This is a genomic window from Streptomyces sp. DvalAA-43 (genome assembly GCF_900091725.1).
Lineage (GTDB): Bacteria > Actinomycetota > Actinomycetes > Streptomycetales > Streptomycetaceae > Streptomyces > Streptomyces pulveraceus.
The window spans coordinates 23,867-49,614 of sequence record NZ_FMBW01000083.1 but is presented as its reverse complement, the minus strand read 5'-3'; the positions used below and the strand labels follow the sequence as shown (position 1 = coordinate 49,614).

General features: G+C 70.1%; 18 protein-coding genes and 5 tRNA genes. 8 read left to right on the top strand and 15 right to left on the bottom strand.

Going from position 1 to position 25,748, the window contains the following annotated elements; genetic code table 11:
• The first annotated feature begins 29 nt into the window (after window positions 1-29).
• Window positions 30-197, top strand: a complete 168-nt coding sequence (locus GA0115234_RS42625; protein WP_176729355.1) for a hypothetical protein — start codon at window positions 30-32, stop codon at window positions 195-197.
• 322 nt (window positions 198-519) lie between these two features.
• Here the strand turns inward: GA0115234_RS42625 and GA0115234_RS34260 are convergent, their stop codons facing one another.
• The 10 genes from GA0115234_RS34260 to GA0115234_RS34210 all read right to left on the bottom strand — a co-directional run bounded on the left by GA0115234_RS34260 (window position 520) and on the right by GA0115234_RS34210 (window position 14,853).
• A complete protein-coding gene (locus GA0115234_RS34260; RefSeq protein WP_237541968.1) occupies window positions 520-1,713 on the bottom strand; it encodes an HTTM domain-containing protein in 1,194 nt (397 codons plus the stop codon).
• Window positions 1,703-2,365 carry a DUF5819 family protein gene (locus GA0115234_RS34255; protein WP_256088890.1) on the bottom strand — a complete coding sequence of 221 codons (663 nt, stop codon included), beginning with the start codon at window positions 2,363-2,365 and terminating at the stop codon, window positions 1,703-1,705. Before GA0115234_RS34255 ends, GA0115234_RS34260 begins: the two co-directional genes overlap by 11 nt.
• Window positions 2,366-2,563: 198 nt before the next feature.
• Complete coding sequence (locus GA0115234_RS34250) at window positions 2,564-3,877, bottom strand: ice-binding family protein (RefSeq protein WP_343335965.1); 1,314 nt, start codon at window positions 3,875-3,877, stop codon at window positions 2,564-2,566.
• 1,646 nt (window positions 3,878-5,523) lie between these two features.
• Window positions 5,524-5,596 (bottom strand) — tRNA-Lys (locus GA0115234_RS34240).
• Between the two features lie 91 nt (window positions 5,597-5,687).
• Complete coding sequence (locus GA0115234_RS34235; protein WP_093549522.1) at window positions 5,688-7,205, bottom strand: amino acid permease; 1,518 nt, start codon at window positions 7,203-7,205, stop codon at window positions 5,688-5,690.
• 173 nt (window positions 7,206-7,378) lie between these two features.
• The gene (locus tag GA0115234_RS34230) at window positions 7,379-8,917 is read right to left on the bottom strand and encodes an FG-GAP-like repeat-containing protein (RefSeq protein ID WP_093549520.1); all 1,539 of its coding nucleotides are present in this window, start codon (window positions 8,915-8,917) and stop codon (window positions 7,379-7,381) included.
• The gene (locus GA0115234_RS34225; protein WP_093549518.1) at window positions 8,917-11,052 is read right to left on the bottom strand and encodes an FG-GAP-like repeat-containing protein; all 2,136 of its coding nucleotides are present in this window, start codon (window positions 11,050-11,052) and stop codon (window positions 8,917-8,919) included. Before GA0115234_RS34225 ends, GA0115234_RS34230 begins: the two co-directional genes overlap by 1 nt.
• A gap of 247 nt (window positions 11,053-11,299) precedes the next feature.
• Complete coding sequence (locus GA0115234_RS34220) at window positions 11,300-13,486, bottom strand: DEAD/DEAH box helicase (RefSeq protein ID WP_093549516.1); 2,187 nt, start codon at window positions 13,484-13,486, stop codon at window positions 11,300-11,302.
• A gap of 239 nt (window positions 13,487-13,725) precedes the next feature.
• Window positions 13,726-14,304 (bottom strand): hypothetical protein, encoded by a 579-nt coding sequence (locus GA0115234_RS34215; RefSeq protein WP_093549514.1) that lies wholly within the window; start codon window positions 14,302-14,304, stop codon window positions 13,726-13,728.
• A gap of 198 nt (window positions 14,305-14,502) precedes the next feature.
• Window positions 14,503-14,853, bottom strand: a complete 351-nt coding sequence (locus tag GA0115234_RS34210) for a metallopeptidase family protein (RefSeq protein WP_206433537.1) — start codon at window positions 14,851-14,853, stop codon at window positions 14,503-14,505.
• Window positions 14,854-15,024: 171 nt separating this feature from the next.
• Between GA0115234_RS34210 and GA0115234_RS34205 the strand changes: the two genes are divergently transcribed.
• The 3 genes from GA0115234_RS34205 to GA0115234_RS34195 all read left to right on the top strand — a co-directional run bounded on the left by GA0115234_RS34205 (window position 15,025) and on the right by GA0115234_RS34195 (window position 15,309).
• Window positions 15,025-15,097, top strand: a tRNA-Glu gene (locus GA0115234_RS34205).
• 39 nt (window positions 15,098-15,136) lie between these two features.
• A tRNA-Asp gene (locus GA0115234_RS34200) sits at window positions 15,137-15,211 on the top strand.
• 21 nt (window positions 15,212-15,232) lie between these two features.
• Window positions 15,233-15,309 (top strand) — tRNA-Phe (locus tag GA0115234_RS34195).
• 38 nt (window positions 15,310-15,347) lie between these two features.
• Here GA0115234_RS34195 and GA0115234_RS34190 read toward each other — a convergent pair.
• From GA0115234_RS34190 to GA0115234_RS34180, 3 genes are read right to left on the bottom strand one after another with little or no spacing between them, the layout of a single operon-like run.
• The gene (locus tag GA0115234_RS34190; protein ID WP_093549512.1) at window positions 15,348-16,199 is read right to left on the bottom strand and encodes a cytochrome c biogenesis CcdA family protein; all 852 of its coding nucleotides are present in this window, start codon (window positions 16,197-16,199) and stop codon (window positions 15,348-15,350) included.
• Window positions 16,196-17,029 carry a DsbA family protein gene (locus GA0115234_RS34185; protein WP_093549510.1) on the bottom strand — a complete coding sequence of 278 codons (834 nt, stop codon included), beginning with the start codon at window positions 17,027-17,029 and terminating at the stop codon, window positions 16,196-16,198. Before GA0115234_RS34185 ends, GA0115234_RS34190 begins: the two co-directional genes overlap by 4 nt.
• Window positions 17,030-17,088: 59 nt before the next feature.
• Window positions 17,089-17,523, bottom strand: coding sequence for a hypothetical protein (locus GA0115234_RS34180; protein ID WP_093549508.1), 435 nt, complete (start codon window positions 17,521-17,523; stop codon window positions 17,089-17,091).
• Window positions 17,524-17,694: 171 nt separating this feature from the next.
• Here GA0115234_RS34180 and hrpA point away from each other — a divergent pair, with 171 nt between their 5' ends.
• From hrpA to GA0115234_RS34165, 3 genes are all read left to right on the top strand, one after another.
• Window positions 17,695-21,615, top strand: a complete 3,921-nt coding sequence (gene hrpA, locus GA0115234_RS34175; protein ID WP_093549506.1) for an ATP-dependent RNA helicase HrpA — start codon at window positions 17,695-17,697, stop codon at window positions 21,613-21,615.
• 127 nt (window positions 21,616-21,742) lie between these two features.
• Window positions 21,743-21,817 (top strand) — tRNA-Asp (locus GA0115234_RS34170).
• A gap of 138 nt (window positions 21,818-21,955) precedes the next feature.
• The gene (locus tag GA0115234_RS34165) at window positions 21,956-22,186 is read left to right on the top strand and encodes a DUF6274 family protein (protein ID WP_093549504.1); all 231 of its coding nucleotides are present in this window, start codon (window positions 21,956-21,958) and stop codon (window positions 22,184-22,186) included.
• A 506-nt stretch (window positions 22,187-22,692) separates the two neighbouring features.
• Here GA0115234_RS34165 and bldC read toward each other — a convergent pair.
• Complete coding sequence (gene bldC / locus GA0115234_RS34160) at window positions 22,693-22,899, bottom strand: developmental transcriptional regulator BldC (protein ID WP_003949541.1); 207 nt, start codon at window positions 22,897-22,899, stop codon at window positions 22,693-22,695.
• A gap of 524 nt (window positions 22,900-23,423) precedes the next feature.
• Window positions 23,424-24,269, bottom strand: coding sequence for a hypothetical protein (locus GA0115234_RS34155; RefSeq protein WP_093549502.1), 846 nt, complete (start codon window positions 24,267-24,269; stop codon window positions 23,424-23,426).
• A gap of 175 nt (window positions 24,270-24,444) precedes the next feature.
• Here GA0115234_RS34155 and GA0115234_RS34150 point away from each other — a divergent pair, with 175 nt between their 5' ends.
• Window positions 24,445-25,536 carry a Leu/Phe/Val dehydrogenase gene (locus GA0115234_RS34150; RefSeq protein ID WP_093549500.1) on the top strand — a complete coding sequence of 364 codons (1,092 nt, stop codon included), beginning with the start codon at window positions 24,445-24,447 and terminating at the stop codon, window positions 25,534-25,536.
• Window positions 25,537-25,748 lie beyond the last annotated feature (212 nt).

The window sequence follows — 25,748 nt, the reverse complement described above, 5'->3', positions numbered from 1 at the left end:
GCGGCCTGAACTTGACCTGCGGCGGTGGAGTGGCTGCTGGCAGGTGGATCGGGGCGGGCAGCGCGATGTGTGTGGCGCTGCTGGCCCTGGGCGCGGGGGCCAGGGGCGTGGCGCTCGCCGAGGCGGCGGAGGGCCGCCAGGTCAGCGCGTGGGCGGGGCTGTGGGCATCGTCCAGGGTGCGCTGGTCGAGCGCCTGACCGAGGACAGTTGCCGCGTTGTGCCCGGCAGCCTCTGCTTCGGCAAGGTCTTCACCCGCGAGGACGGCTCCTGGCTGCGCCTGCTGCCCGAGGTCGACAAAGCCACGGCAGAAGCCGCCGCCGCGCTGGTGCAACGTACCCGTAAGGCCCCCTCCGTAGCCCCTGCTGCCGGGCCGTCCGCTCACCCATCGTTCACTCACGGGGCCGGGAAAGACGGAGCGCCCCGACCGGACGAAACCGTCGGCCGACACCGCCCTGCCGCGTACGCGGAGCGGCGCGGGCGGTGCGTCAACCGGGTGACGCACCGCCCGCGCCGGCGGCTCTACGGCTTGGCCCGTGCCCGGTCCTGCGCTGCGGCCGGTCCGGCGGGTGGTGTCGGGAGGAGGGTGCGGGCGGGCGACTGGGGCGGGACGAGCAGGACTCGCCGAGGGACAGCCGGGGACTCGCGGGAGCGCAGGCGGGCGAGGGTACGGCGGGTGGCTCGGTCCGCTGCGCGGTAGAAGCGGTCCGGGAGGAAGGCGGCGTCGGCGACGATCATGGCGGCGGAGAAGATCGGGAGGCCCAGAAGGACCGCGATGCCGATGTGCATGCCCAGGAGCATCACGAGGAGGGCGTACTTCAAGCGGCTGAACAGAGTGAACGGGAAGGCGACCTGGATCAGTACGGTCAGGTAGCCGGCCGCCGCGATGAACAGCGGGTAGCTGTCGACCAAGGCGGACAGAGCCGGCCAGGGCCGGAAGAGGTCGAGGTTGACGACGTAGTGCAGGGCGGTTCCCGCCTGCCACGAGCCACCCTGCACCTTGTACAGGCCCGCCGAGCCGTAGAGCAGGCAGACCTGGGCGGCGATGACGAACATGCCGCAGTTGTGCAGGACCGTGGTCAGTGACGCGCGGGCCACGGCGAGTTGGGGCCACAGGTCGCTGCCCGCGCGCCACAGCGCCCAGCGGCCGGGCCGGTCGGTCCGGGCGCGGAGGACATTTCGGCGCGCGTCGAGTGACCAGCGGCGCCCGCAGGCGGTCACGGTGAGGTAGAGAGCCATCAGGAGGATCAGGTTGTCTCCCCCGTCGGTCATGAAGATCGACCGCGCGTGGAACGACACCACGACGAGGGCGAACAGCACGGACGTCGCCCGGGTCCGCCAACCGAGCAGGAACATCACGCAGACGGCGAGCGCCGCCACGTAGCAGAGGTTGAAGTACACCTTGCTGTCGGAGAGCGTGAGGACGCTGAACCAGCCGGTCTGGTCGAACAGCCGGTTCGCCAGCGCCGGGGTCCACTGGGAGCCCGGCCCCCAGATCTCGTCCCGGTGCGGGAGTTCGCGCAACAGGAACACGAGATAGCACAGGCCGTAGCCGATGCGCAGCGTCGCGGCCGCGTACAGCGAGACGGGGCGGCGAGTGAGCAGCGTGAGCAGGTCGCCGAGGTGCCGGAACGTCACCGGCACGTTCTCCGCCGTGGACGCTCGTGAGGCATCGTCCTTGCTGAGCAAGGGCATCGGAGTCCGGTCAGTGGCCATGCGCGGGCACCTTCCACCAGGGCAGATTGCGGGTGTCGACTACCGACCGCGATACCGGGCGGCGTTGGCCGGTTGCGTCAAAGGCGGCCACCGGCCGTGTGAGGACGCGGAGTTGAACTCCCTCGACGGCGCCCGGCCGCTTGGCGGTGATCCGGTCCACGGCGATGTTCCGCAGGTACTCCTGCCACATCACCGCACGATCCGAGTAGGACTCGTCGCTGTTGCCGTGGGATTCGAGATAGCCCGTCCACGCCCTGCGGAGCATGTTCTGGTTGGTGTGGCTCGGGAAGGGGTTGTGCCGGACCTCGGCGTCGTCCACGGCGGTCAGGTCGAACCAGCCACTGATCCGCTGCGAGCCGTCAGCGGTGGTCCTGACCGTACGAGCCGAGATCTGGGGGACGGACGACTCCGGCTCGGGGGCGAAGAGCCGCCAGTTCTGCTCGAACAGCGGGTACACCCAACTCTGGACCTGCCGGGCGTACCGCTGCGAGATCTGGTTCGGCGGGGCTACGTGCAGGAACAGGAAGAACATGTGCAGCAGGGACACGCACACCAACAGGACCGCGGCACCCTTCGTCGCGGTGCGCAACGGAAACGGCAGCCGCGACAACTCGTCGGGGCCGGGCTGGGCGCCCCCCTGCTTTCCCGTCACCGTACGACGGACGGTGACGGGGCTACCGGGCGGAAAACTCACCGGTTCGCCCCCGTTCAGTACGTCTCCTGGGCCAGTCGGTGTCATCCCGGCCCTCCTCTCACAACTCTTCCGCTGAACTTCCTTGTGCCTGACGGGCGTACGGCGTCCGGCCCTGCGAGCGCATCGCTGCGCCCGCAGGGCCGGAACGGCGAAGCGTCAGTACTGCTGGACCGACTTTCCGTAGTCCTGCTTCTTGTCCCACTTATCGGACTCGCCCGGCTTGCTCTCGTGGACCGGCTTTCCGTGGTGCGGGGGCTTGCCCTCGTGGACCGGCTTTCCGTGGTGCGGGGGCTTGCCCTCGTGGACCGGCTTTCCGTGGTGCGGGGGCTTGCCCTCGTGGACCGGCTTTCCGTGGTGCGGGGGCTTGCCCTCGTGGACCGGCTTTCCGTGGTGCGGGGGCTTGCCCTCGTGGACCGGCTTTCCGTGGTGCGGGGGCTTGCCCTGGCCGCCCCCGATGTTGCCGCCGGTGTTCCCGGCCGTGTTGCCCGCCGTGTTGCCCGCCGTGTTGCCCGCCGTGTTGCCGCCCACAGTTCCGCCGACGGTGTTGCCGCCGCCCACCGTGTTGCCACCGACCGTGTTCCCACCGCCGACGGTGTTGCCGCCGACGGTGTTGCCCGCGATGGAACTGCCGCCGATCAGGCCGCCGGTGGTGACCCCGCCCAGCAGGCCACCCGTGGTGACACCGCCGAGAAGCCCGCCTGTGGTTGTGCCTGCGGTCGTGCCGGTGGTTGTGCCTGCGGTCGTGCCGGTTGTGGTGCCGGTGGTTGTGCCTGCGGTCGTGCCGGTTGTGGTGCTGCCGGTGGTCGTGCCGCCGGTGGTGGTGGCGCACGAAGGCCTGGTGATGGAGTTCGTGTCCATCGTCACGGAGCCGTTGCGGGCCAGCGCGCGGCCGGTGATCGACGCGCCGGTGTTCAGGGTGGTCGAGGTGAGCGCCATGATCGTGCCGACGAACGTGGTATTCGTGCCGAGTGTGGCCGAACTACCGATCTTCCAGAACACGTTGCAGGGCGAGGCGCCGTTGACCAGCAGAACCCGACTGGCGGACGCGGTGGTCAGCGTCGAGCCGATCTGGAAGACCCACACCGCGTTGGGGTTGTTGTTGGCGTCGAGGGTGAGTGTGCCGGTGAGCCCGATGGAGGACGACGCGTTGTAGACGCCGGGGGCCAGGGTCAGGCCGCCGAGGTCCGCGGAGAGACTCGCGTCCGGCGCCTGTCCCGCAGCGTTGTTGTACGCGGTGGTCAGGTCGGTCTGGGCCTGGAGCGCGACCGCATCGGCGGAGTGTGTCGCGCCGTTCACCAGTCCTGGTGGAAAGCCGCTGATCGCCGTACCCGGGCTGACGCCCAGGTCACCCGTGACCGTTGAGGCGCCGGTGTTGGTCACGGACTGACCGGCAAGCACCGCGAAGCTGTCGGCGGTACCGAGGGGAACGGCCGTCGCGATCGCGGCGGCAGGGGTCGGTGTGACCACCACCCCGGCAACGGCAACCATCACAGCCGACGCGATCGATGTTGCCAGGGCACGCCGACCCGGCAAGCCCCGAGCACTGAATTTCATCGATGATTCCACTCTCTTCGTGGGGAAAGGCGAGAGTCCGTCGGACATCCCGCCCACGGACAGCAATTCATCAATCCCCTCTTTCCAACGGCAGCCTGAAAATAGCCATTTACCTGAGCGGCGGGAGCCCATGGAAAGAGATGCGTACAAGAGTAGGCAGGAAGCGGACAGGGGGTGATGCGCGAACGAGTGAATGATCCAGAAGGGTGTCAATCGACGCCCCGCGATCGGCATATGCCCAGGTCGCAGTCATGGCTAGACAGGATAGAAGAATTCTCGCGCCACGCCCGGGCGCAACCCGAAAGGACTTAAAGGCAATTAATACAAAGTGTGTTGAGATGCCAGCACGGGCGCCATGGGCCAGGCCTGTTCGGCACAGCAGGGCGTAAGCCGATCAAGAAAATTCGGCGCGATTTACGCGTACGCGGGAATGGTCAGTGCGGGAAGTTGATCGCATACGTCGAGGCGCCTCCCGGCATCCGTTCGCGGTTGTCCGCCACGAGGCGGTACGCCCCGTGGGCGGCAGGCGGAGCGGCGGCAGGCGGAGCAGTCCGTCCAGGACGGCCCGTCTCCGGCCGGAGCCGAATTACCGAGACCGAGGCGCCCACTCTCCAGCACGGCGCCCTTCGAATTCAAAGGCTTGTCGCAGCTGTACGCGATTGAGGCATTGGAGTTCGACTCGGCGGCTCTTTCGCGTGACGCCTCGCGCACGTGTACGGCAACGCGGCGGACCGGCCGGACGTGTGCGGCGCTCCCTCGGACATGGCCGACACCGGGTGGCACAGATCAGCCCGCTGCTGACGGCTCCGGCCTTCGACACGAAGCAGCGGAGGAAGGGGCCGAAGGCGACGTCGCTCATCTGGACGCCCCTGGGGAGTCGGAATCAGGTGTCTGGAAAGTGCACCCTTCGAACCATGACTGGGGCGGCTCCTCAACGCCGCGCCAACAGGGACTGGACGCGAATTGTGGCCGAACGCATCGGATACTCGATCAAAAAGCACCTTGGCCTGGCTCATCCCTCCCTGGCGGCAGCGCCGGCACGATCGCGTTGGACAGCGTCAACGCCGCTCTTCTGCGGGAGCACCACAAGGCGATGCTGAGCGCCCGGGAGAAGTGGGGCGACGCCTGGAACGAGAGCGGCAAGGTGTTCACCCGCGAGGACGGCTCCTGGGCTGCACCCGGAGACGGTCTCCGAGACGTTCCGCCGCGTCCTCGCCACCACCGACCTGTCGCCGATCACTCTGCGCGACCTGCGTCACGTCGCGGCCACTCTCACCCACGGCGGGGGTGGTGACCTCTACACGATCAAGGAGACCCTGCGCCACTCCACGATCACGCTCACGTCGGACACGTACACGAGCCTGCTGCCCGAGGTCGACAAAGCCGCGGCAGAAGCCGCCGCCGCGCTGGTGCAACGTACCCGTAAGGCCCCCTCCGTAGCCCCTGCTGCCGGGCCGTCCGCTCACGCAAGAGCCCGGGAACGACGGAGCGCCCCGACCGGACGAAACCGATCGAGGCGCTGAGTAGCAGCTCAGAGGGGGGTTTCCCCGCACTGCTGGCGGTAGGCCGTGTGGGACTCGAACCCACAACCAACGGATTAAAAGTCCGCTGCTCTGCCAATTGAGCTAACGGCCCTCGGCGAATCACCCCTGAGCATAGCCCGCCGGGGCCCGGTCGCCGATCGGGTATCGGCCACTGGGCCCCGGCATGGTGACATACCGGGCCGTCAGGGGGATTCGTCCGGGGTGATCGTGCGCTTGTGATCCGGTGCGAGGAACCAGTGTCTCGCCGACGCCAGCCACCAGGCCGCCGCGAAGCCCAGGACCACCAGGACCGCGACGGGCGCGTAGTTGAACGTCTCCCAGGTGACCGGCGAGAGCTGCGGCAGCATGAAGAGCACCGTGATGATCAGGACCCAGACCACCGCCACGATGCCGATCGGGCGCGACCAGCGGCCCAGGTGCCAGGGGCCCGGGGTGAAGTCGTCGCCCCGGAGCAGCCGGAGCAGGGTGGGGATGACGTAGGCGATGTAGAGGCCGATCACCGCGATCGAGGTCACCGCCGCGTACGCCGTGACGTTGATCAGGTACGGCAGCCCCAGCGCCAGGGCTCCGGCGGCGGCGAGCCAGACCGCGGCTACGGGGGTGCGGGTGCGCGGGCTGACCGTGTGCCAGACGTGCGAGAAGGGCAGGGCCCCGTCGCGTGAGAAGGCGTAGATCATGCGGCTGTTGGCGGTCACGGACGCCATGCCGCAGAAGAGCTGGGCGCCGATCACGATCAGCAGCAGGAGCTTTCCGGTGGTGGCGCCGAGCGCGTCCAGCAGGATCTGGGCGGGCGGGGCGCCGGTCGGGGAGTTCAGCGCTCCGTCGTACGACTGGATGGCGAAGGTGAAGCCGAGGAGGAGGACGAAGCCGGCGATCCAGGAGGTCCAGATCGACTGGACGATGCCGCGCGGTCCGGCCGTCGCCGCGTCGTGGGTCTCCTCCGTCATATGGGCGGAGGCGTCGTAGCCGGTGAAGGTGTACTGGGCCATCAGCAGGCCGATCATCACGACGTAGAGGCCGCTGCCCCAGCCGGTGTTGTTGACGAATTCGGTGAAGACGAACGACGCCGACCGGTGCGAGTCCGGTACGAAGGTCAGGGCGCCGACGATGACGGCGACCCCGATGACGTGCCACCAGACGCTCACGCTGTTCAGGATCGCGACGATCCGCACCCCGAAGGTGTTGAGGAGGCCGTGCAGCAGCAGGATCGCGGCGAAGAGCAGGATCGTACGGGTGGGGGTGACCCCGAAGCCGAACTGGAGGTTCAGATACGCGCCCAGGAAGGACGCCGCCCCGAAGTCGATCCCGGCGGTGACGGCGACCTGGCCGAGTACGTTGAACCAGCCCGTGAACCACGCCCAGGCCGCGGCCGTGCGCGGCGGGGCCAGGCGGTGGGCCCAGAAGTAGAGACCGGCGGAGGTCGGGTACGCCGAACAGATCTCGGCCATCGCCAGGCCGACGAAGAGCGTCATCAGGCCGACGCCGATCCAGCCCCAGGTGATGACGGCGGGTCCGCCGGTGTTCATGCCGAAGAGGTAGAGCGTGAGGCAGCCGGAGAGCACCGAGATGATGGTGAACGAGACGGCGTAGTTGGAGAATGCCGACATCCGCCGGGCCAGCGTCTGTGTGTACCCGAGCTGTGCGAGGCGCTCCTCGTCGGAGACGCCCGGGGGTGGGTCCTCACTCAAGTCATTTGTCATGTCCCCAGCGATTCCCTGGGGTCGGAGCACACATGCGGCCGCCGGGGTCACGACTGGGGAAAGCACGCCCTGGCAGCAGAGGAGGGCGCGGCCCGGCGACAGAGGACCGCGCGCCCCGGCAACGAAGGGGGGCGCGGCCCGCAGGCCACGCCCCCCAGGAACCGTCGCAGCGCTCAGGTGATCTTCGCGTACTTCTTCCAGCGCGTGTCGGCCAGCTTCCTCGGCGCCGAGAAACCCCCGGTGTGGTCGGCGTTGTAGAGATACACCGCGCCCGCCGGGGTCCGCGCCAGGATGTCCTGGCGGCCGTTGTGGTCCATGTCCCCGCTGCCGACGATCACGTTGTACTTGCCCCAGCCCGAGCCGATCTTCGTACGTGGCGCGAAACCGCCCTTGCCGTTGCCCCGGTAGAGCCAGAGCACCCCGGCACCGTCCCGGGCCACGACGTCCGCACGCCCGTCGCCCGAGAGGTCCCCGCGTCCGGCGAAGGCGGTGTAGCCCTTCCAGGTGGTGACCTTCGTACGGCCGGCCAAGGAGCCGCCGCTCTTGCCCCGGTAGAGCCAGATCACGCCCGCGGCGTCACGGGCGAGGATGTCGGGCAGGCCGTCCCCACTGAGGTCGCGGGTGGCCACGATCCGGTTGTACTTGGACCAGCCGGTGCCCAGTTTCACCCTCGGGGCCTTGCTGAGATCGCTGCGGCTCAGCGGGCTGGGGATGCGGTAGAGCGTGCCGCCCCGCGTACGGGCCAGCAGGTCGCCCCCGCCGTCGCCGCCCAGGTCGCCCGCCTCGGTCATGAAGTCGAACTCTTCGCGCCCGTCGATCATCGAGCCGATGCCGTCGACGTAGCAGTCGTCGAGCTTGCCCCGCTGGTCCGTCGTGCAGAGGTCGATGAGACGACCGGGCTCCCGCGCCAGGACCGAGCCGCTGATCCGTTCGTCGAGGTCGACGTCACGGGTCCAGTCGACGATCGTGGACCGGTAGGAGGAGATCCGGGTGTAGAGCCGCACCCCTCCCGTCACACAGCCGGTGGCCCTGGTGGCCGAGATCGCGAGGAGCCGGCCGCCGCCGACGAGCGCCCCGCCCGCGTCCCCGAAGCACTGGTCCTCGTCCGCGACGGGCGGCGCGCCCGGGGCCGGCACGGTGCAGAGCGTGCCGGACGGCAGCGTGCGGCCGAGCAGCGCGGCGCAGGACGCCGCCGGCTTCAGCACCACCTGTTCGCTGTGGCGGACCCGTGGCGCGTCGTCCAGGTCCAGTCCGGACCACGAGTAGAACGTGGCCTTGGCGCCCGAGGCGTACAGCGCGGTGTCGGCCGACGACGCGAGCACCGGCTTGCCGTACGAGGCCGGGGTCGCCTTGACCGCCACCGAGACCGCGCCCCGGCGGGTGGCCGCGTCGTACGTCGGGTGGCTGCGGTAGCGCGGATCGCTGACGCCGCTCGACAGCCGGCCGCTCGACAGGTCGTGGTCCCACTCCATGTCGGCGTGGCTGCGGCCGGTGAAGCAGTCGGGCGTGGCCAGGGTCCGGGTCCTGGACAGCGTGATGCCCGTACAGGCGCGGTGGGAGCCGTCCGCGTCGTCGGTGTAGTGCAGCGGGATCAGCCAGGAGGGGACCGTGGTGGCCGCCCGCGCCTGCGGCGCGGAGCCCAGCAGGCCGGCGAGCACGGCTCCGGCCGCTGCCGCGGTCATGAGCGCCCGCGCCGGGAACGCCCTGCGCATCAGAAGACCCCCTTGTAGACCTGCCACCCGGTGGCGATCTTCGTACGGGAGCCGAACGACCCCTTGCCGTTGCCGTTGTTCCGGAAGAGGTTGCCCGAGCGGTCCCGCTCGACGAGGTCGGCCTTCCCGTCGCCGGTGATGTCGCCCACCCCGACGACGGTGTCGTACGAGGTGCCCCACGCGCCGAAGACCTTCACCCGCTCCTTCAGCTTTCCACTCGCGGTGCCGTCGTAGCGGTAGAGCGTGCCGTCCTTGTGGTGGGCCAGCACATCGCCGTACCCGTCGCCGTTGAGGTCCCCGGCACCCACGACCTTGGTGTAGCCGGTCCAGGACGAGCGGATCCTCACCCCGGCCTTCAGCTTGCCGTGGCCGTCGTTGGCGAAGAGGTAGACATCGCTGGTGGACGCCTTGCGCGCGAGCAGGTCGGGACGGCCGTCACCGGTCAGATCGCCGGGCACGGTCAGGACGTCGTACGCGTTCCAGCCCGTGCCCAGCGAGGTGTGGCTGCTGTTCGGCGTGTACGGGGAGCCGCACTTCCCGGCGTACCGGCGCAGTTCCCCGTTCGGCATCCGTACGAGCATCTCGGCGCACCGGTCGCTGCCCATGTCCCCGAACGGGACCGCGACCGTGCCCTTGGGCCAGCCGGCGCCGGAGCGCTTCCAGTCGAGCTTCCCCTTGCCCTCGGTGTAGTGCAGGGTCAGTCCGCCGGCGGAGTTGAGCGTGACCAGCTCGCCGAAGTCGTTGCCGCCCTGGTCGTGATGGCCCTGGACACCGCCGGAGACCGAGATCTTCCCGCTCGTGGTGTACGTGCCGCCGCCCTTGACGGCCTTGGCGGTCAGCGTCCAGGTGTGGATCTCGTTGGCGGCGGGACGGCCGGTGTCCATCCTGCCGTCCCAGGCGACCGCCACCTCGGCACCGGGGCCGCCGGAGAGGGTACGGATCGCCCGGCCGCGGATGTCCTTGACCACGAAGGTCCAGGTCGCGGGGGCGTTGAGCTGCCAGGTGCTCTCCCAGATCTGGCCGCCGCCGTCGTTCTTGAGATCGACGTACCCGGCGTTGAGGTCCGACTCGATCTTCGCGAGCGGCTGCGCGGGCACCCCGCTCTCCACGATCCGGATCGCCTTGTCCGGGCCGACGTACGCGACGTCGCCGCCGAACTTGTCCACGGCCCAGGTCAGCCGGCGCTGGTCGGCGGTGCTGCCCGCGGGCAGGTCCGCGATCTCCCGGGGCGGTGCGGCCTTCCCGGTGTGGAAGTCGGTGAGCAGCAGCTTCCCGGCGGTGCGGTCGTGCCGGACGAGATAGCCGTCGCCGACGAGCGCGGCGCCGGACGGCACGGTGACGCTCTTCTTCGCCGTACGGTCGTACACCCCGGCGGCACCGTTCGGGCCGCAGTTCCAGTAGATCCAGCGGCCGATGGTCTGGAGCTCCTTGATCACGCACGGGGCGCCGGTGGCGACGGTCTGGACGACCTTCTTCTGTTCGAGGTCGGTCGCGGTGACCGCTCCGGCGGTGGAGGCCGCCGTCCACAGCACCGATCCCCAGACGGAGGCCGCGGTGATGGACCGGGTCATCCGCACGTCCGACCTGCGGATCCCGACGTCGTCGATGTACTGCTTGCCGGTCGACGCCGCCTCGTAGACGAAGTAGCGTCCGGTCGCGTCCACGAACCGGCCCCCGGTCACGGCGGGTTCGTCGAAACCGTGGAGCGTGTTCCCCGTCAGCCAGATCTGGGCGCGTTCCTGGCCGTTGTCGACGAAGAAGCGGCCCAGATGGCCGTTGCCGGTGGCGCGCAGGAGTACGCAGTCACCGGCGTCGCACGGCACCCGCTTCGCATGCGCGCCGGTCGCGTAGGTGTCCACGTACCCCATCGAGGTGGGAGCGCCCACCGTCGTCCCGCCCGGGGAGATCTGGCGGGCGAACGCGAACTGCGGGCCGCTCGGGGCGACTTCCACCGTGTTCAGCACTCCGCCGGCGAAGTCGATGCCCCAGACACCGTTCGTCGCGATGGGGGTCGGCGCATCCGCGGCGACGGCGCTCGGCACCGTACCGAGACCGGCCGCGACCACGGTGAGAGCGGCCAGCGCGGCGGTACGGCGCCGGGCGCCACGACCGCGTGGAGAAGCAAGGCGAGCCAAAAGGGTCAGTCCTCCCCGAAATGCCCGAAGGCATGAAGGGCACAGGTGATCGACGGCGGCCCGCCGCAAAGGAATCACGTAAAGCCCGCAAAGCCCCCCGGCCCCGGCCCCGCCCCTGTGCAAGTCGCCGGATGTTAGCAGCGGTCGCTCATGTGAGGGAAGCGAAAAGAAAAGCGGGCCCGCTCGTGAAGAGCGGGCCCGCTTTCCGCAGACCGTTCAGCGGACCTTCAGCAGGTCCTCACGGTGTTCAGCCGTTGCGCTTCCAGCGCGGCTTGTCGTCACGGCGGCCGAAGGAACCGGTGTTGGTGCCGGTGCCCCGGTGGTCGTCGCGGCGGCCGGTCGGACGGTCGCCGCCACCGGAGCGGAAGCCGCCGGAGGGACGGTCGTCACGACGGTCGCGATTGAACGGACGGTCGCTGCCGCCGGAGCGGAAGCCGCCCGAGGGACGGTCGTCACGACGGTCGCGGTTGAACGACGGGCGGTCGTTGTCGCGGCGCTCGAAGGAGCGGCCGCCACGGTCGTCACGACGGTCGTTGGAACGGAAGCCGCCGCCCGAGGGACGGTCGTCGCGACGGTCACGGTTGAACGACGGACGGTCGTTGTCGCGGCGGAAGCCACCGGACGGACGGTCGTCACGACGGTCGTTGGAGCGGAAGCCGCCCGACGGACGGTCGTCACGACGGTCACGGTTGAACGACGGACGGTCGTTGTCCCGGCGGAAGCCACCGGACGAACGGTCGTCACGACGCTGGAAACCACCGCGGTCACCACCGCGGTCGTCCCGGCGGTCGTTGCCACCGCGGTAGCCACCGCGGTCGCCCCCACGGTTGTCCCGGCGGTCGAAGTTGCCCCGGTCGTCGCGACGGTCGTCACGGGCGGCGGGCTGCTCCGGCACGGAGACGGCGGCCTCGATGGCGGCCTCCGCCTCGGCGGCGGCCTCGGCCACGGCGGCCTCGGGGTCGTCGCCCCGCTCGCGCGCGGCACGGGCGACGAGGCGGTCGGCCTCCTCGCGCAGCTCACCGGCGCGGCGCTGGACGCGCTCCAGCTGCTTGGTCAGGTCGGCGACCTCGCGCTCGGCCTGCTTGGCGGCGTTGTTCGCGGAGTCGGCCTGGACCTCGGTCAGCGAACGGGCACCGGTGATCTCGGCGACCTCCGGGTCGAAGGCGCCCGCGCCGCCGACGATGTGACGCGAGGCGTCGACGCCCGCGTCCTCCATCAGACGGAAGATCTGACGACGCTGGTGCGGCAGCGCCAGCGAGACGACGACACCGGACTTGCCGGCCCGCGCGGTACGGCCCGAGCGGTGCAGGTAGTCCTTGTGGTCACCGGCCGGGTCCACGTTCAGCACCAGGTCGATGCCGTCGACGTGGATACCGCGGGCGGCGACGTCGGTCGCGACGAGCGCGTTGACGTAACCGTCCTTGAAGTCGGCGAGCACGCGGGTGCGGGCACCCTGCGTCATGCCGCCGTGCAGCGCGTCCGCCTTGACGCCCGCCTCGACGAGCTGCTCGGCGATGCGGTCGGCGCCCAGCTGGGTGCGGACGAAGATGATGGTGCGGCCCTTGCGGGCGGCGATGGCGGAGGTGACCGGCGCCTTGTCCTTCGGCTTCACGACGAGGACGTGGTGCGTCATGGTCGTGACGTTGCCCTGGGCGCTGTCGACCTCGTGGCTCACCGGGTTGTTCAGGTAGCGCTTGACCAGCGTGCCGATCTCGTTCTCCATCGTGGCGGAGAAGAGCATGCGCTGGCCGCCGACCGGAACCTGGTCGAGCAGCTCGGTGACCTCGGGCAGGAAGCCCAGGTCGGACATCTGGTCGGCCTCGTCGAGGACGGCGACCTGGACGTTCTCCAGGGAGCAGGCGCCCCGGTTGATGATGTCGCGCAGCCGGCCCGGGGTGGCGACGAGGATGTCGACACCGCGCTCCAGCGCGTAGATCTGGTTGCCCATCGACGTACCGCCGCAGACGACCTTCATCTTCAGGCCGAGCACGTCGCCGTACGGCTGGAGCGCGTCCGCGACCTGCATCGCGAGTTCACGGGTCGGGGTGAGGATGACCGCGCGGGGCTTCTTCTTCTCGGTGTGACCGCCGGCCAGCGTGGCCAGGGTCGGCAGACCGAAGGAGAGCGTCTTGCCGGAGCCGGTACGGCCGCGGCCCAGGATGTCCTTGCCGGCCAGGGCGTCCGGGATGGTCGCGGCCTGGATCGGGAAGGGCGCCGTCACACCGTTCTGCGCGAGCTTGCGGACGATGCCCTCGGGCAGGCCCAGGTCGGCGAAGGAGATGGTCGGCTCGGCGTCGGCGTCCGCCTCCGCGTCGGCGGAGTCGGTGTCGGCCTGCTCGGCCAGGGGGGCGTCGGCCTCGATGGAGTCGGCGGACTCGGCGACGACGGCCTCTGCGGCCTCGACGAGCTCGTCGTTCTCGATGTTCTCGGGCATGACGGTGTGGTCAGAACTGGAAATTGACATGCGAAATGCGAAACCTTCCGGAGTCTCGGCACGCGCCCGTAACTCCGTGATTCGCAATTTCGACCGCCTCAATGCGGTCCAGCCACGGCAAGGGAGAGTACGCGCCACACGGCGCGCTTCTGTTTCGGCGCCGGGCAATGGGATCAAACGATCTACTACCATACGCACTCCCCCCCACATCGCGCAAACCGGCCGTTCCCAGCCCCCCGCTATACCGGCCCCACCTGCGGCGATGCCTCAGGCGTCCGCAGCGGCACCGACTCCCCCAGAGCCCGCATCGCCTCACTGCGCAGCCGCGCCGCCGGCGAGGCGGACGGCGGCGGAGGCGGAGGTTCGGACGGTTCCGGCTCGGGCGAGCTCGGCGGCTCGGGGGTCGCCGGCCCGGACGGCTCCGGGGACGCGGACTGCTGCGGCACCCCGGGCCCCGGCTTCGAGGCCGAGGGCGTCGGCAGCGGGCCGCCCCGCGTCGGCTCCGCGCTGCCCGGCTCCGCCCCCGGGCGCGGGTCGCCGGGGCCGGACGAGGACCCGGCGGAACCGCTCGGCTCCGGTGACTCGACGGCCTCCCGCTCGGAGTGCGCCTCGGCCCCACCGCCACCGGTACGGACCCGGCCCGTGCCCGCCACGGTGCCGCCGTCCGGCCGGGCCGCGCTCCCCCCGTGCCCGGTCGACGGGGTGGGCGACGGCTCCGGTTTCCCCTCGTCGTCGCCGATGCTCATGCAGCCGGTGGACGCGGCGACCGTCGCGGCGATGACGGCCGCCCATCGGAGAGGAACGGACAACTGGCGCACGAGGGGCACCTCCGGGATACGGGGTAGGGAGCGGGGCGGTACGGGAAGGAGAGGGGGCGCCGTGCCCAACTTCCTTTGCCCCGCCGGGGACACGCCCCGACCCGGCCCGCACACCACCCGCACACCCGCCACGCCCCGCCCGCGCGCCGCCGTGAACCCCCCGGCGGACGCCCCGTCGAACGCCCCCGGGGAGGGCGCTCACCCGTAGCCGAGCGCGTGCAGCCTCGCGTCGTCGATGCCGAAGTGATGGGCGATCTCGTGGACGACCGTGATCTCGGTCTCGGCGACCACGTCCTCGCGGGACTCGCACATCCGGAGGGTCGGCCCGCGGTAGATGGTGATCCGGTCCGGCAGCACCCCCGCGTACCACTCGCCGCGATCGGTCAGCGGCGTGCCCTCGTACAGCCCGAGCAGCTCCGGATCGCCCGGATCGGGCTCGTCCTCGACGAACACCGCGACGTTGTCCATCAGCCGCGTCAGCTCCGGCGGGATCCGGTCCAGCGCCTCGGCGACCAGTTCTTCGAACTCTTCGCGCGTCATCTCCAGCACCCCGCCATTGTCCCGTACGACCGGCCGCGGCGCCCCGGCCCGACCGCCCCTCCGCGACGGCGCCCACACCCCCGCTTCTCCCCCGCCGTAAACCGTTTTGGCGATAGCCGCCGCCATCCCATATGCTTCTCACGTCCCCGACGCGCTGGAAAGCGCGCAGGTGGGCCCTTAGCCCTCATCGTCTAGTGGCCCAGGACGCCGCCCTTTCAAGGCGGTAGCACGGGTTCGAATCCCGTTGGGGGCACGCTTTACTGTGTGCGAGACTTGTCTCGCACATTAGCTTGGTCCTGTGGAGCAGTTTGGAGTGCTCGCCACCCTGTCAAGGTGGAGGCCGCGGGTTCAAATCCCGTCAGGACCGCTGCAGCTTTTTGAGCTGCGTGGCTGGGTAGCTCAGTTGGTACGAGCGATCGCCTGAAAAGCGATAGGTCGCCGGTTCGATCCCGGCCCCAGCCACCACCCGAAGGCCCCGTCCACTGGACGGGGCCTTCGCCGTGTCAGACCTCTTCTTGGTCCGCCGAGTTCACACCGGCCCGGCCGCGCCACGCCCGTACCGCCAGAACCAGCAGGACCACCGCGACCACGGCCACCAGCGCCATGGCGTCCGGCACATGCTCGCCGATGCGCTGGGCCCACTGCTCGACGGCGAACGAATCGTCCACGTCCAGCAGTCCGGGCAGCGCCGTCGTCCCGTCGTACACGAGGAACAACGCGCCGAGCGCGATGAAGAACAGACCGGACAGCAGGGTCGTGGTGTGCAGCTCGAAGCGGCCGAGCCGGAAGGTGCGGCCGCGCAGCCAGGCCCGGCGCCCCAGGTCGAAGCGTTCCCAGAGCAGCGCGAGCAGGAAGAGCGGGACCGCCATGCCCAGGGCGTAGACGGCGAGCAGCAGTCCGCCGTAGACCGGGCTGCCGCTGACCGCCGCCACGGTGAGGACGCTGCCGAGGATCGGACCGGCGCAGAAGCCGGCCAGTCCGTATACGGCGCCCAGCGCGTAGACCGAGAGGGCGGTGGTCGGGCGGATCCTGCCGCTGAGGGCGGCGATCCGGCGCGAGGCGAAGCCCAGACCCACGATCTGGGCGATACCGAGCGCGATGATCAGCCAGCCCGCGCCGAGGACGAGCGCGTCGCGGTGGCGGTAGAAGAGCCGTCCGGCGAACGAGCCCGCCGCGCCGAGCGGGACCAGGGTGGTGGCCAGTCCGGCGTAGAAGATGCCGGTACGGGCCAGGAGCCGCGAGGCGGAGTCGATGGAGTAGGCGAAGAAGGCGGGCAGCAGCAGTGCGCTGCACGGGCTGACCAGGGCGAGCAGTCCGCCGAGGAAGGCCGCGAAGTAGCCGATGTCGGCGGTCACTTCTCGCCGTCCCCGGCGCCCTTGCCGCTCTTGGCGTCCTCGGTGGCGCGGGCCTTCTCGGCCGCAGCCTCGACGGCCGAGGTGAAGGTCTCCATGGGCTGGGCTCCGGCGATCGGGCGGCCGTTGATCAGGAACGACGGGGTGGAGGTGGCGCCGATCCCGTACCCCTGTTCCTGGTCCTCGGACACGGCGGCGGAGGCGGCGGGGCTGTCCGCGTCGCGGGCGAAGCGGGCGAGGTCGGCGACCCCGGCCTGGCGGGCGAGCTCCTTGAGCCGGTCCTTGCCGAAGCCCTTCTCCTTGGCGCCCTCGGCGTACGCGGCGGCGTGGAACTGCCAGAAGCGGTCCTGCTGCCCGGCGGCCCAGGCGGCGCGGGCGGCGGCCTCGGACTCGGCGCCGAAGATCGGGAAGTTGCGCCACTCGATGCGCAGGGTGCCGTTGTCGACGTACTTCTTCACCAGGGCGGGTTCGGTGTCGCGGGCGAACTTGCCGCAGTAGCCGCACTTGAAGTCGGCGTACTCGATGAGGACCACGGGCGCGTCGGCCCGGCCCTGGGCGAGCTTGTCGGCGGCGTCGCGGCGGGCGAGCTTCGCCAGCTCCGGGTAGACGCCGGTGTCCGGGTCGGCGGTGGTGTCGGCGACCGAGGAGGAGCCGGGGGACGAGTGGTCGGGGGCGGTGGCCCGGTAGGAGACGAAGCCGAGCAGCGCGGCGGCGAGAACGACTCCGGCGCCGTAGATCAGCGGCTTCCTGTTCTTGTTCCCGGGCGTGGGCTTGCGTGCGGGCGACGGCTTGCGTGCGGACGAGGGCTTGCGTGCGGGCGTGGACTCGGGCATGCGGGACTCCGTGCTGGTGATGCGGGAGGGAAGGGGGACGGCCGGGTGGAGGCGGCCGGCTACACCCTCAGCACGGAGAGTTCGACGGGAGTGGGCGCGGCGGGCGCGGGCGCGCGCAGCTTCAGCCGTACGGGCGGGTGGAGCGGGCCCTGGCCGATGGCGGCGGGCAGGCCCCACCCGGCGAGGCCGGGGGCCTGGTCGTACGCGGCCCGCGCCCGGCCCGGGAGCGCGGGTTCGCCGTCGTGCTTCCTGGTCTTGCGGCAGCCCGGCGCCGGGGGCCGGTCGGCGGGCGCCGCCACCGCGGGCCCGGGGTCGGCCGGAGCGTCCGCGCTCGTGGCCCCGTCCGTGGTCGCGGGTGCGTCCGGGGGCGTGGCGGCGGCCACGACGGCGGTCATGGACGCGACGTCGCCGGGGGCGGCCGTCGCCGGTCCGCAGAACAGCCCCAGCACGACCGCGAGCACCGCCGACAGGCAGCACCACTGCGTACGGGACACGGCGACCGGCCTTTCCGGACGGGGGCGACAGGGGTGACAGGGGCGACGGGATCAGCTGCCCGAAATGGTACGTGCTGTGATCCCACGCCTCCGCGCGGTGCCCGGGGGTGACCCGGGCCGCACGAAATGTGTTCGCCCTTCCTCGGGCCCGGGTGAGATCCTGGGCTCCGTATGTCTACTTCCTTCGCTGATCTCCAGAACCGGCTCGGACAGATCTCGCTCCGCGACGCGCACCGGCTCGGCCGCCGCCTCGAAGGGGCGCGCCGCATCCGCAAGCCCGAGGCCCGGCAGGCCGTGCTGGACGAGATCGCCGCCGAGGCCGGGCAGGCGGCCGAGCGGCTTTCGTCGCGTGCCGCGCGGATGCCTGCCCTGTCGTACCCGGAACAGCTCCCGGTCAGTCAGAAGAAGGACGAGATCCTGGAGGCGATACGCGACCACCAGGTCGTGATCGTCGCCGGGGAGACCGGCTCCGGCAAGACCACGCAGATCCCGAAGATCTGTATGGAGCTGGGGCGCGGGGTCCGGGGCATGATCGGGCACACCCAGCCGCGCCGGATCGCGGCCCGTACGGTCGCCGAGCGCGTCGCGGACGAGCTGAAGACGCCGCTGGGCGAGGCGGTCGGCTGGAAGGTCCGCTTCACCGACCAGGTGAACCCCGACGCCACGTTCGTGAAGCTGATGACGGACGGCATCCTGCTCGCCGAGATCCAGACGGACCGCGAGCTGCGCGCCTACGACACGATCATCATCGACGAGGCCCACGAGCGGTCGCTGAACATCGACTTCCTGCTCGGCTATCTGGCCCGGCTGCTGCCCAAGCGCCCGGACCTGAAGGTCGTCATCACCTCCGCGACGATCGACCCGGAGCGTTTCGCGCGGCACTTCGGCGAGGCGCCGATCGTCGAGGTCAGCGGACGTACGTACCCGGTCGAGGTGCGCTACCGCCCGCTCCTCGAAGAGGACACGGACGACTCCGACCGCGACCAGATCACCGCGATCTGCGATGCCGTGGACGAGCTCCAGACGGAGGGTCCGGGCGACATCCTGGTCTTCCTCTCCGGCGAGCGGGAGATCCGTGACACGGCGGACGCCCTGAACAAGCGGAACCTCCGCCACACCGAGGTGCTCCCGCTCTACGCCCGGCTCTCGCACGCCGAGCAGCACCGCGTCTTCCAGCGCCATACCGGCCGCCGGATCGTCCTGGCGACCAACGTCGCCGAGACCTCGCTGACCGTCCCCGGCATCAAGTACGTGATCGACCCGGGCAACGCCCGCATCTCCCGCTACAGCCACCGCACCAAGGTCCAGCGGCTGCCGATCGAGCGGATCTCGCAGGCCAGCGCCAATCAGCGCAAGGGCCGCTGCGGCCGTACGTCGGACGGCATCTGCGTCCGGCTGTACTCCGAGGACGACTTCCTGACCCGCCCGGAGTTCACCGACCCGGAGATCCTCCGTACGAACCTGGCCTCCGTCATCCTCCAGATGACCGCGGCCGGCCTGGGCGACATCGAGAAGTTCCCCTTCATCGACCCGCCGGACCACCGGAACATCCGCGACGGCATCCAGCTCCTCCAGGAGCTCGGCGCACTCGATCCCGAGGAAAAGGATCCGAAGAAGCGGCTCACCCCGCTGGGCCGGAAGCTCTCGCAGCTGCCCGTCGACCCGCGCCTGGCCCGCATGGTCATCGAGGCGGAGCGGAACGGCTGTGCCCGCGAGGTCATGGTCATCGCGGCGGCGCTCTCCATCCAGGACCCGCGCGAGCGGCCCTCGGAGAAGCAGACCCAGGCCGATCAGCAGCACGCCCGCTTCAAGGACGAGACGTCCGACTTCCTGGCGTTCCTGAATCTGTGGCGGTACATCCGCGAGCAGCAGAAGGAGCGCGGCTCGTCCAGCTTCCGCCGGATGTGCAAGCAGGAGTATCTGAACTTCCTGCGCATCCGCGAATGGCAGGACATCTACGCGCAGCTGCGTACGGTCGCCAAGCAGATGGGCATCCAGCTCAACGAGGACGACGCCCCGGAGCAGTCGGTGCACACCTCGCTGCTGGCCGGGCTGCTGTCGCACATCGGGCTGAAGGACACCGAGAAGAACGAGTACCTGGGTGCGCGCAGCGCCAAGTTCGCGATCTTCCCGGGGTCGGCGCTCTTCAAGAAGCAGCCGCGGTTCGTGATGTCGGCCGAGCTGGTCGAGACGTCCCGGCTGTGGGCGCGGGTCAACGCCAGGGTCGAGCCGGAGTGGATCGAGCCGCTGGCCCAGCACCTGCTCAAGCGCACCTACAGCGAGCCGCACTGGGAGAAGGACCAGGCGGCGGTGATGGCGTACGAGCGGGTCACGCTCTACGGGGTGCCGATCGTCGCCCAGCGCAAGATCAATTTCGGCCGTATCGACGCCGAGACCTCCCGCGATCTGTTCATCCGCAACGCCCTGGTCGAGGGCGACTGGCGGACCCACCACCAGTTCTTCCACGACAACCGCAAGCTGCTCGGCGAGGTCGAGGAGCTGGAGCACCGCGCCCGGCGCCGCGACATCCTCGTGGACGACGAGACGCTCTTCGACTTCTACGACCAGCGGATCCCCGACCACGTGGTCTCCGGGGCGCACTTCGACTCCTGGTGGAAGCACAAGCGCCGGGACGAGCCGGACGCGCTGGACTTCGAGCGCTCGATGCTCATCAACGAGAAGGCCGGGGCCGTCACCAAGGACGACTACCCGGACTCCTGGCGCCAGGGGAAGCTCAAGTTCAAGGTGACGTACCAGTTCGAGCCGGGCGCGGACGCCGACGGTGTGACCGTCCACATCCCGCTCCAGGTGCTCAACCAGGTCACCGCCGAGGGCTTCGACTGGCAGATCCCGGGCCTGCGGGAGGAAGTGGTCACCGAGCTGATCCGCTCGCTGCCCAAGCCGGTCCGCCGGCACTACGTCCCCGCGCCGAACTACGCGGACAAGTTCCTGGACCGGGCCGTTCCGCTCCAGGAGCCGCTGCCGGTCACGCTCGCCCGGGAGCTCCAGCGGATGGTCGGCGTCCCGGTCACGGCCGACGACTTCGACCTGGGCCGCGTCCCGGACCACCTGAAGATCACATTCCGGATCGTCGACGAGCGGCGCCGCAAGGTGGCCGAGGACAAGGACCTGGAGGCGCTGAAGGTCCAGCTGCGCCCCAAGGCCCGTCAGGCGCTCTCCAAGGCCGCCGCGGCCACCGCGGGGCCCTCGGGCGAGTCCATCGAGCGTTCGGGCCTCACGGACTGGACGATCGGCACGCTGAACCGCGTCTTCGAGACCAGAAGGGCCGGTCAGCCGGTCAAGGCGTACCCGGCGCTGGTGGACCAGGGCGAGACCGTCGCCGTACGGCTCTTCGACACCGAGGCCGAGCAGCAGCAGGCGATGTGGCTGGGCACCCGGAAGCTGATCATGCTGAACGTCCCGGTGAACCCGGCGAAGTTCGCCTCCGACAAGCTGACGAACCAGCAGAAGCTCGCCCTGTCCCGCAATCCGCACGGCTCCATCCAGGCGCTGTTCGAGGACTGCGCGACGGCGGCCGCCGACCGGCTGATCGGCGCGCACGGCGGCCCGGCCTGGGACGAGGAATCGTTCCGGAAGCTCTACGACAAGGTCCGTACCGACCTCGTCGCCCTGACCGAGCACACGGTCAAGCAGGTCCAGCAGGTGCTGGCCGCCTGGCAGGCCTGCGAGCGGCGCCTGAAGGCCACCAACAGCCTGGTCCTGGTCAACAACGTCACCGACGCGCGGGACCAGCTCGCGGCCCTGGTGCCGCCGGGCTTCGTGACGAAGACCGGGCTGCGCAGGCTGCCCGACCTGATGCGCTACCTGGTCGCCGTGGACCGCCGGCTCCAGCAGATGCCGACGGCCGTCCAGCGCGACACCACGCGCATGGAGAAGGTCCACGAGATGCAGGACGAGTACGCCTGGCTGCTCGAACAGATGCCGCGGGGCAGGCCCGTACCGCAGGAGGTCCTGGACATCCGCTGGATGATCGAGGAACTCCGGGTCAGCTATTTCGCCCATGCGCTGGGGACGGCCTACCCGGTCTCCGACAAGCGGATCGTGAAGGCGATCGACGCCGCGGCACCGTGAGACCGACCGTCCGGACGGTCCGTTCCGGCCGTGACGGAGCCGCCACCTACGGTGAGTTCGACCTGACCCTCTGACCTGCTGTACAGTCTGTCTTCGCAGCCAGCCGCAAGGAAGGCAGCGAAAACCTGGTCCTGTGGAGCAGTTTGGAGTGCTCGCCACCCTGTCAAGGTGGAGGCCGCGGGTTCAAATCCCGTCAGGACCGCAGTAACGAAAGCCCGGATCCTTCTGGATCCGGGCTTTCGCGTGTCTTGACTCCGGCGGCCGCCGACGAGTAGTCAGACAGGAGGGGCCGCCCCTGATTTCCCGGTGCGGGGCGGCGGTCCACCGGAAGGTGGCGCGTATGGCCGCATCCGTCGCACACCAGACCCACGCGCTGCTGCGCGCCCATCTGGCCGCCGCTTCCGGCCGCCACCTCACCCGCCACTGTCCGGTCTGCCATCGGCTCCTGCGGCTCGCCATGGAGCCCGTGACGGCCCGCCGGACCGATTCCGCCCCCGAACCGCCGGACCCCCGCACAGGGCGCCAGGGCGGCCCCGTGGAAGCCAGGGACGAAAGTCCCCCGAGCGGGTGACCAATGGCGGGGCATTCCCCTTCCCGGCGGTGGCAGGCTCGTACTTGGCAAGGCTCGCGCAGTGTGACGGGAGTCACCGAAAGAGTTTTGCGAAGTGGTGACTTTACTCCCTTCCTACAACTGGCGAATTTAATATGTGCAATTGCACCTGTCGGACGGGGGCACCGCAGAACCTTCCGGACTCACCCGGCCCGGCCTCCCCGGCCAGTCCGGAACAGTCCCGAACAGACCCGCCCAAGCCCGCACGCCGACCCGTCCGGACCGGACCGCACGCGCGGTTTCCGGCACCCCTGCCGGACGGTCCCGGCCGCCGGGTGCGCGGGCACGGACGCGGGCACAAAAAGATCGCGCTGGACCCGGCGGAGTCCAGCGCGATCGGATGACGCACCCGTAAGGCACAGGTATGGCGCCCGTTGGGGCGGGCGCCCGTCATGTGGAGCTATGGGTGGGCCTGTGCGGGTTGGGGGACCCGGAAGCCCGGTTGTTGCGGCGTGACAGGGGGTGTGTCAGGCCTCGCTGCGCTGCTGCGGAATACCCGCAAGCAGTGCGCGGACCTCTGCCTCGCGGTACCGGCGATGTCCACCGAGCGTGCGGATGGACGTGAGCTTGCCGGCCTTGGCCCAGCGGGTAACCGTCTTCGGGTCCACGCGGAACATCGTGGCAACCTCAGCCGGGGTCAGCAGCGGCTCGGCATCAGGGGTGCGAGCGGTCATGAGCGGCCTCCTCGGGAGAACCGAACCATCTCGGTTCTTTCCTCTAAATTCTGCACCTTGACCCACGTTGCCCGAAATGGCGGACGCGGGCCGAGTCGGTTATAGGACGAACGGCTTGTCCTCGGCACTACAACTACACCATCCGTCCAGCCACGTCGGCCAAACCGATGGAATTGCCCTCCCAGGTGTTCATCAGCGACGGAAGCCGATGGACCATGCCATAGCGGACAGTCACCCCGCCGTGACGATCAGTCACAGAGCGATCAGGAGCCATCAGACCCCCCATAGCGTGCAATGCCGAGCATTCCGCCCTTAGTTGGACGGAAGGCGCCCTCCCGGGGCTCCTTGTCCTATTTTGGCATGAGGAGTAGGGAAGGGCGCAAGGGCCCAGTTAGTGCTATCCATCACGCTTGAGGGCAAAGGCCCGGTTCGGGACGTAGGTCCCAAGATCACAGGAGTACGATTCCGCCTCTTCGTTCCCACCCGTCACACAGGACACAGGGACAGACGCGGATTCCGCCTCATCAGTTCGCGAACTGACGATCCCTCACGGCTCGCCAGCGCTCCGCCAGCCGGCTGTACGCCTCGCCCGCCCGCTCGGTGTCCCCGGTCCGCAGCGCCGCGATGCCCTCGGCCACATCGGCCGCCGACCGGTCCCCGGCGAGCTGCTCCGCCGACAGCGCGTGCACCAGACCGCCGTAGTCCAGCTCGACCAGCGCACGGGGATGGAACTCCTCCAGCCAGCGCCCCACGTCCACGAGCCCCTCGGTCAGCCCTCCCCCGTCCACCGAGTCCCGCAGCGTCTTCAGCGCGCGGGCCAGCCTGCGGCGGGCCTGCACCATCGGCGTCCGGTACCGCAGCACCGGCGCGGCACCGTCCTCGCCCGCCGCCACGTGCTCCCGCTCCTCGTCGGAGAAGAGCACGAACCACCGCACCGGCACCTGCCACACCGAGGTACGGATCCACGGCCTGGCGTCCGGATTCCGCTCCGCCCACCGCTCGTGGTCCACGGCCGCCTGCCCGCGCACCACCGGCGGCAGCACCGCGTCGAGCACCGGCCCGGGGAACATCTCCGTCAGCCCCTCCAGCGCCAGCCAGCCGCGCAGCCTGGTCCGCCACGGACAGACGCACACCACCCCGTCGACCTCGGCGACGAACGCGTCCCCGCTCTCGTGGACCGGCACAGCGACCGGCGGCGTGGCCGCCAAGTCGGCCAGCGAGCGGCGCAGTTCGTCCTGGGCCGTGGGGATCCGGGCCCGCCCGGCGTACCGCGCCCAGTGGGCGCGTTCGGGCTCCGGGAAGGCGGCCAGCGGCTCGTACACCCGGAGGTAGGACGCGTAAGGGACGAGCACCGAAGACACCACCGACATGCAGCAGATCGTGTCACGCCCGTACTCCGCCGGGGGGTGATCCCGGGCACTGGACCGGATCCGCGTCCGCGGAGGACTTACCCTCTTGCCCTGTCGGACCGGCCGTGCCGGCCGGTCCACGGCCCTCCCCACCTTCAGGAGGGTCCTCGCCGCTTCGTACTTGGGAGTCACCACAGTGACCGATGTGACCGGCGCGCCTGTTGATGTACTGCACACCTTGTTCCACTCGGAGCAGGGTGGACACGAACAAGTCGTGCTCTGCCAGGACCGCGCCACCGGCCTCAAGGCCGTCATCGCCCTTCACTCCACCGCCCTGGGCCCGGCCCTCGGCGGCACCCGTTTCTATCCGTACGCCTCCGAGCAGGAGGCCGTCGCGGACGCGCTGAACCTCGCGCGCGGAATGTCGTACAAGAACGCCATGGCCGGTCTCGACCACGGCGGTGGCAAGGCCGTCATCATCGGCGACCCCGAGCTGATCAAGTCGGAGGAACTGCTGCTGGCCTACGGCCGGTTCGTGGCCTCGCTCGGCGGGCGGTACGTGACGGCCTGCGATGTCGGCACCTACGTCGCCGACATGGACGTCGTCGCGCGCGAGTGCCGCTGGACCACCGGCCGCTCCCCCGAGAACGGCGGCGCCGGCGACTCCTCGGTCCTCACCGCGTTCGGTGTCTTCCAGGGCATGCGGGCCTCGGCACAGCACCTCTGGGGCGACCCGACGCTGCGTGGCCGAAAAGTGGGGGTCGCCGGGGTCGGCAAGGTCGGCCACTACCTGGTCGAGCATCTGCTCTCGGACGGCGCGGAGGTCGTGATCACGGATGTGCGGGAGGAATCCGTACGCCGGATCACCGACAAGCATCCCGGGGTCGCCGTCGTCGCGGACACCGACGCGCTGATCCGTACCGAGGGCCTCGACATCTACGCCCCGTGCGCGCTCGGCGGCGCGCTGAACGACGACAGCGTCGCGGTGCTCACGGCCTCGGTGGTGTGCGGGGCGGCCAACAACCAGCTCGCGCACCCCGGCGTCGAGAAGGACCTCGCGGACCGGTCGATCCTGTACGCGCCCGACTACGTGGTGAACGCGGGCGGGGTCATCCAGGTCGCCGACGAGCTGCACGGCTTCGACTTCGACCGCTGCAAGGCCAAGGCGACGAAGATCTTCGACACCACGCTGGCCATATTCGCACGTGCGAAGGCCGACGGTATTCCGCCGGCCGCCGCGGCCGACCGGATCGCCGAGCAGCGAATGGCCGAAGCCCGCCGACGCTGACGGTGCCGGACGCGTCACCCCGCGTCCGCACCGCTCGTGGTCCACCGACCCGCCGACCGGCGAGACAAGACTCACGCCGGTCGGCGGGTCGCATGCCAAGAAGAGGTTAAAATCGCAGTTGACCAGCGAGGACGGGGCTTCTCGCAGGTCTCCTTCCGGGGCGCGTGATGCGGGCGGCGTACCGTATGGCCGCGGAAGCAGGTACCGTTAAA

Bases quoted from the DNA above. Each gene is read 5' to 3' on its own strand.
- GA0115234_RS34260 (WP_237541968.1), bottom strand. From the start codon at position 1,713: ATGGCCACTGACCGGACTCCGATGCCCTTGCTCAGCAAGGACGATGCC.
- GA0115234_RS34235 (WP_093549522.1), bottom strand. From the start codon at position 7,205: ATGACAAATGACTTGAGTGAGGACCCACCCCCGGGCGTCTCCGACGAG.
- GA0115234_RS34230 (WP_093549520.1), bottom strand. From the start codon at position 8,917: ATGCGCAGGGCGTTCCCGGCGCGGGCGCTCATGACCGCGGCAGCGGCC.
- GA0115234_RS34220 (WP_093549516.1), bottom strand. From the start codon at position 13,486: ATGCCCGAGAACATCGAGAACGACGAGCTCGTCGAGGCCGCAGAGGCC.
- GA0115234_RS34185 (WP_093549510.1), bottom strand. From the start codon at position 17,029: ATGCCCGAGTCCACGCCCGCACGCAAGCCCTCGTCCGCACGCAAGCCG.
- hrpA (WP_093549506.1), top strand. From the start codon at position 17,695: ATGTCTACTTCCTTCGCTGATCTCCAGAACCGGCTCGGACAGATCTCG.
- GA0115234_RS34165 (WP_093549504.1), top strand. From the start codon at position 21,956: ATGGCCGCATCCGTCGCACACCAGACCCACGCGCTGCTGCGCGCCCAT.
- bldC (WP_003949541.1), bottom strand. From the start codon at position 22,899: ATGACCGCTCGCACCCCTGATGCCGAGCCGCTGCTGACCCCGGCTGAG.
- GA0115234_RS34155 (WP_093549502.1), bottom strand. From the start codon at position 24,269: ATGTCGGTGGTGTCTTCGGTGCTCGTCCCTTACGCGTCCTACCTCCGG.